This is a genomic window from Humibacter sp., assembly GCF_051954055.1.
In the GTDB taxonomy this organism is placed as follows: Bacteria; Actinomycetota; Actinomycetes; order Actinomycetales; family Microbacteriaceae; genus Humibacter.
This window is the reverse complement of sequence record NZ_JBQCIE010000102.1, coordinates 1-5504: the sequence shown is the minus strand read 5'-3', so window position 1 is coordinate 5504 and position 5504 is coordinate 1. Positions and strand designations below refer to the sequence as shown.

Sequence of the window (5504 nt, the reverse complement as noted above, 5' to 3'; positions counted from 1 at the left end):
GGGGCGGCGCTCGCGGAAGCCGAATACGCGGCGCCGCCACCGGCATCCGTCGGCGAGGTCGAAGGAGAACCGTAAGGGGAGCCAGGACGCGGCCCCGGAGCAGCGGGCGGCACGCGTCCGCTGCGAGCGGCCCAGATGACCACACCGACGATGAGCGCGATCACGAGCAGCGTCCACAGCACGCGGCCGACGGACGAGAACCAACTCAGCCCGCCCCAGAACTGTGCACCGGCCCACCAGAACCCCTGCGCGAACGGCAGGAACGAGAACAAGGCGATCACGATGATCGCGATGATCGGCGGGTCGAAGTGGCCCTTGATCAGGCGCTGCAGATGGATGTCGCCCTGCGCGTCCGGCAGCATCAGCCACGCCGCCGCGTAGAGCAGGAAGGCGGGCCCACCGAGCACGGCCACGACGACGGCGATGCCGCGGACGATGATCGGGTCGATGCCGAGTCGTGCGGCGACACCGCCGCAGACGCCCCCGATCCAGCCGTTCTGTCGATTGATGCCGAGGGATCGGAGCCAGCCGAAGAACCGCTCGCCCCCGCCGCCCTGCGTCGAGGATTGTTGTGGGTAGGCGGCGCCGTACGAGGGCGGTCCGCCAGCTGCGTGGTCGTTCTGACCGGGATGTTCAGGCATGCTCCGATCGTGCCCGAGCCGTGTGCGGCTCCGCGATGGGGGATGCCCCTGATCGGTCCCTGAGATCCGACCCCGGGCCACCCCCGGGCTTCGGCCGGATGGTTGGATGCCAGTATGTCCACCCCATCAGGCGGAGCCGCGTTGCGGCCGCCGCTGCTCAGGCCGCGCGAGTGCGCGCTGGGCGGAGTGTGCGTCGCCGTCGCCCGGCACCTCGGCTGGAGCGTGCGGGCGACCAGGTGGCTCGCGGTGGGGCTCGCGCTGTGCGGAGGCGCGGGCATCCTGCTCTATCTGTGGCTGTGGGCGCTGACGCCGCTCGAGCCGGCAGAGGCCGGCGCGCATGGGCTCGTCCACCGCCGTGTCTCGGTTCCGTGGGTGTTGTTCGCGGTCGCCGCGACGCTGACCCTTCTCGTGTTCGCGCTGGGCGGCTCGTTCCGCGCCGGACTCACGAACCCCGCGGTGCTGTTCCCGGTGATCACGGGCCTGATCGCCTGCGGCGTCGGCGCGGTGGCGTGGGACCAGCTCATGGATGCCGCAGCTCCCCGCAACGAGGGCACCGCCCGCTGGCTGCGGACCGCGACCGGTGTACTGCTGTTGGCGGCCGGCATCCTCGGCATGCTCGTCTGGGGTGGGGGAGCGCCCGGCTGGGCGTGGATGCTGTTCCTGGCGGCGGTGCTCGCCGGCGTCGCCGTTCTCGCAGGCGCGTGGGCGCTGCGGCTGTGGCGCGAGCTGATCGCCGAGCGCACCAAGCGGGTGCGTGAGGAGGAGCGCGCCGAGCTGGCCGCCCACCTGCACGACTCCGTGCTGCAGACTCTGGCGCTCATCCAGACCAGGGCGGGAGCATCCAGCGAGGTCGCGAGGCTGGCCCGCGCCCAAGAGCGCGAGCTGCGCGAGTGGCTGTACTCCGGTGAGCGGCGGGACGACAGCGATCTCGTGACAGACCTGCGTGACACCGCGGCGGCGCTCGAACTCGACTACCCGGTGCGGTTCGACCTCGTGGCGGTGGGTGAGACGAACGAACGCTCCAGCGGTGAGGTCGCCGCTGCTGCACGCGAGGCCATGCTGAACGCGGCGCGTCACGCCGGCGGCGACGTCAGCGTGTACGTCGAGAGCACGCCGCACTCGGTCGACGTCTTCGTGCGCGACCGCGGCCCTGGGTTCGACCTCGGCGAGGTGCCCTCGGACCGCATGGGCGTTCGGGAGTCGATCGTGGGCAGGATGCGCAGGGCGGGCGGCCAGGCATCCGTACGACGCGGCGCGGGCAGCCAGGGCACGGGAGGCGCCGGGGCGGAAGGCGCAGGCACCGAGGTGCGCATCCATCTCGATCACGGGGACGAGCACGCCGCGGAACAGGGCGCGGAGTCCGGAGAGGAGCAGAGATGACCCAGACGGACGACCCGTCGCACGGCGACGATGCGATCACCGTCGTGATCGTCGACGACCACTCGATCTTCCGCTCGGGGCTGCGGGCAGACCTGGGCGACGGCATCCTCGTACTCGGCGAGGCTGATGACGTGGAGTCCGCGGTCGGCACGATCGCTGAGCTGCGGCCCGACGTCGTGCTGCTCGACGTGCACCTTCCGGGCGGCCACGAGAAGGGGGCACAGGGCGGAGGCGGTGCCGAGGTGGCGCGTCGGGCCGCTCCGCTGGCGCCGTCCACGCGATTCCTCGCGCTGAGCGTCTCGGACTCCGCCGAAGACGTGGTCGCCGTCATCCGTGCCGGAGCCCGCGGGTACATCACGAAAGGCAGCTCGGGCGCCGAGGTGACCAGGGCCGTGCAGGCCGTCGCGGGCGGCGACGCCGTCTTCTCACCACGGCTCGCGGGGTTCGTGCTGGATGCCTTCGGCACGGCATCCGGCGAGCAGGCCGAAAGCGTCGACGAACTGGACCGCCTCACGGCCAGGGAGCGCGAGGTGATGCGGCTCATCGCCCGTGGATACGCGTACAAAGAGGTCGCGGGCGAGCTGTTCATCTCTGTGAAAACGGTGGAGACTCACGTCTCCGCGGTGCTGCGCAAGCTGCAGCTCTCGTCCCGTCACGAGCTGACGGCGTGGGCTCTCGCGAGGCGCCTGCTCTGAGTCGGGGCGGCGTTTCGTCGCTCGTCTTGCCTCACGTCAAGATGTCCGCGTGTGATTGATGCTTGCCTCACGTGAAATGTCCGCGTGCCTCAGGCGGCGGGGCGGGTGCCTTGGGTTCTGGCGGCGGCGAGGTCGATGAGTTGCTTCTGGATCTGGTTGATCCGCCGGGTGATGCGTGCCGGGTTCAGGTTCGCATGCTCTCGCTGCAGCCGGGCGCGGGTCTTCTCGTCGAGGACACCGGCGTCGAGCAGCCGCTGGTACGGGGTGCGTGGGGCGTCGTAGACCCGCTTCTTCCGGCCGGCCTTGGTCTGTGTGAAGCCGATCGCTTTCACGCACGGCAGCAGGTGGTTCTTACGAGCCATGACGAGGTCCCACAGCTCGTTCAGCAACGCCACCTCCGCGTCGGTCTCGTACCGGTAGCGGAACGCATGCTTACGCCCCCAGTCGCCGTTGCGTTGCTCGATATGCGCGTTGTCGTTGTGCTTATAGGCTCGGGCGCGGGTCAGCGGGATCCGAAGCTCGTCCGCCCAGGCGATCACCGACCAGTTCATGAACTCGCCGCCGTTGTCGAAGTCCATACCGCGGATCGGCACCGGGGCATGCTTGCGGATGAATTCCAGCCCGGCATGCACGTGCACGAACGCCTTGTTCTTCACGGTGCGCATCATGCCCCACCCGGTGACCGGGTCGGTCGCGTCCAGTGTCCAGAGGAACTCACCCTTGAGCGTGTGACCGCAATGCGCGACGGTGTCCAGCTCCAGGAACCCGGGCTCGGTCAGCGGGGCATCCATGCTGGTTCGCGTGGGGATCGACGAACGCAGAATATGACTGGGCTTCGTGCCCGACAAAGCAACCGGATACGCCGCGTCCTTATGCGGTTTCAGATACCGGTCAATCGTCGCCGCGGACATCTGGCGCAGCTCGTCCAGAACCTCGGGCGTGACCCGCGGCTGCACCTTCCCGAGCTCCCGGAACCGGACCAGCCGTTCCAGCGTGTCCACCATGATCGCCGCCAGATACTTCCCCGAAGGCTGCCCGGACAGGCGCCACACCTCCTGCAACACCACCAGCGCGTCATACGAATACTTCCGCGGCCGCGGCTTGCGCTGCTGCTGGTTCCCGGCACCCTTCCGCGCGACGGCGGTTCGGATCGCCCGCCTGGCGTGATCTCGCGTCCACCCTGTCGTCTCGACCACGGCATCCAGCAGCCGACCCTTCCCCGCCTTGTCGGCACGCCCGTACTCGCGGGCGAACTTCTTCGTGATCTCACGGCGCGCAGCCATCGACAACTCCCTGCTCACACCGGCCAGAGAACTATGCGGACATCCTTACGTGAGGCAACCACCGACGTTCCCGGACCTTTTACATGAGTCAAGTCGTCGCTTTGCGCTACCGCGCACCGCTCGCCTACACTTGACCGAGGTTGTTGAAGTCAGCCAAGCTTTTCTGCGCCCATTTTCGAATCGGCCGAAAGCTCGTCACGACTTCGGCACGCAAAGGGCGGTGGCTCAATTGGTAGAGCAGCGGTCTCCAAAACCGCAGGTTGCAGGTTCGAGTCCTGTCCGCCCTGCAAGTCGGTGTTCATGCGCCGGCCCACGAAAGGTATGAGGTGGCCCGAAAAGTCATCGACGAGCCCAGCGAGGATGTCGTCGCGAACGCCAAGAAGGAGCGGGAAGCCAAGCGCAACCCCTTCTCTCGGATCGCACTGTTCATCCGGCAGGTCTTCGGCGAGCTGCGAAAGGTCGTCACACCGACGCGCGGCGAGCTGCTGAGCTACACGGGCGTCGTGCTGGTCTTCGTGATCATCATGATGGGCATCGTGTTCGGTCTGGATCAGCTCTTCGGGTGGCTCGTCATCCTCGTCTTCGGCGGTTCATCGTCCTGACGGCCGACACGGCCGCTGGGCGGGACGGCCTGGATGAATCGGCGGCGCGGGCCGTGACCTGCGCAACAACAGGAATGGATTGGGAAGAGCGAAGTGTCTGAACGAGAGCGCGACGACGTCGATTGGGCGACGGCTGCAGAGCAGTCCGCCGAAGACGACGAGGCGCAGGAAGGCAACCAGCTGAAGTCCGCTGAGGACTCGTCGGATGCGGCCGAGCGGGAGGCGTTGCACGTCACCGACTCCGACGGCAACGACATCGATCTGGATGCCGTGCTCGACCGGATCGCGGAGACCGCCGATCCCGAGGCGGACGCCGTCGTGGACGATGCACTCGAGATCGACGACGCGGACGAGGCCGAGGCCGCGTTCGAGGCGATCGAGGACGAGGAAGAAGTGGACGGCGCAGGCGAGGCCGCTGCTTCCGCGGACTCCGGCGACGACCCGGCCGAAGAGGTCGAGGTCGACCCGTACGAGGAGTTCAAGCGCGAGCTGCGCTACCTGCCCGGCAAGTGGTACGTCATCCACTCCTATGCGGGCTTCGAGCGCCGCGTGAAGCAGAACCTGGCCAACCGCACGGCATCCATGGGTATGGAGGACTACATCTTCCAGACCGAGGTGCCGATGGAAGACGTTGTCGAGATCAAGAACGGCCAGCGCAAGATGGTCAACCGTGTGCGCATCCCCGGCTACGTGCTGGTGCGCATGGACCTCAACGAGGACAGCTGGTCCGTCGTGCGTCACACCCCTGGTGTCACCGGATTCGTGGGCAACGCGCACAACCCGACGCCGCTGCGCTTCGACGAGGCGTTCAACATGCTGAAGTCGCTCGTGCAGGTCGAGCCTGTCGCGGCCGGTAAGGCCGCCGCAGGCAAGGGCACCAAGGCTGCGGCTCGCGTCGCCCCG

6 protein-coding genes and 1 tRNA gene are annotated in these 5504 nt (G+C 68.1%); 5 read left to right on the top strand and 2 right to left on the bottom strand.

Annotation, left to right across the window (positions count from 1 at the left end):
- A partial coding sequence (locus ACTHNC_RS12855) for a PspC domain-containing protein (RefSeq protein ID WP_440295003.1) occupies nucleotides 1–641 on the bottom strand: 641 nt, incomplete at its 3' end.
- Between the two features lie 114 nt (nucleotides 642–755).
- Between ACTHNC_RS12855 and ACTHNC_RS12850 the strand changes: the two genes are divergently transcribed.
- Nucleotides 756–2021 carry a PspC domain-containing protein gene (locus ACTHNC_RS12850; RefSeq protein ID WP_440295002.1) on the top strand — a complete coding sequence of 422 codons (1266 nt, stop codon included), beginning with the start codon at nucleotides 756–758 and terminating at the stop codon, nucleotides 2019–2021.
- Entirely contained in the window at nucleotides 2018–2716 is a 699-nt protein-coding gene (locus ACTHNC_RS12845) for a LuxR C-terminal-related transcriptional regulator (RefSeq protein WP_440295001.1), read from the top strand. Before ACTHNC_RS12850 ends, ACTHNC_RS12845 begins: the two co-directional genes overlap by 4 nt.
- 89 nt (nucleotides 2717–2805) lie before the next feature.
- Here the strand turns inward: ACTHNC_RS12845 and ACTHNC_RS12840 are convergent, their stop codons facing one another.
- Entirely contained in the window at nucleotides 2806–3912 is a 1107-nt protein-coding gene (locus tag ACTHNC_RS12840) for an integrase catalytic domain-containing protein (protein WP_440295000.1), read from the bottom strand.
- Between the two features lie 301 nt (nucleotides 3913–4213).
- On the opposite strand from ACTHNC_RS12840, the gene ACTHNC_RS12835 reads away from it, so the two are divergent.
- The 3 genes from ACTHNC_RS12835 to ACTHNC_RS12825 all read left to right on the top strand — a co-directional run.
- A tRNA-Trp gene (locus ACTHNC_RS12835) sits at nucleotides 4214–4286 on the top strand.
- A 39-nt stretch (nucleotides 4287–4325) separates the two neighbouring features.
- A complete protein-coding gene (gene secE / locus ACTHNC_RS12830; RefSeq protein ID WP_440294999.1) occupies nucleotides 4326–4601 on the top strand; it encodes a preprotein translocase subunit SecE in 276 nt (91 codons plus the stop codon).
- A 93-nt stretch (nucleotides 4602–4694) separates the two neighbouring features.
- On the top strand, nucleotides 4695–5504 hold an 810-nt coding region (locus ACTHNC_RS12825; protein ID WP_440294998.1), incomplete at its 3' end, for a transcription termination/antitermination NusG family protein.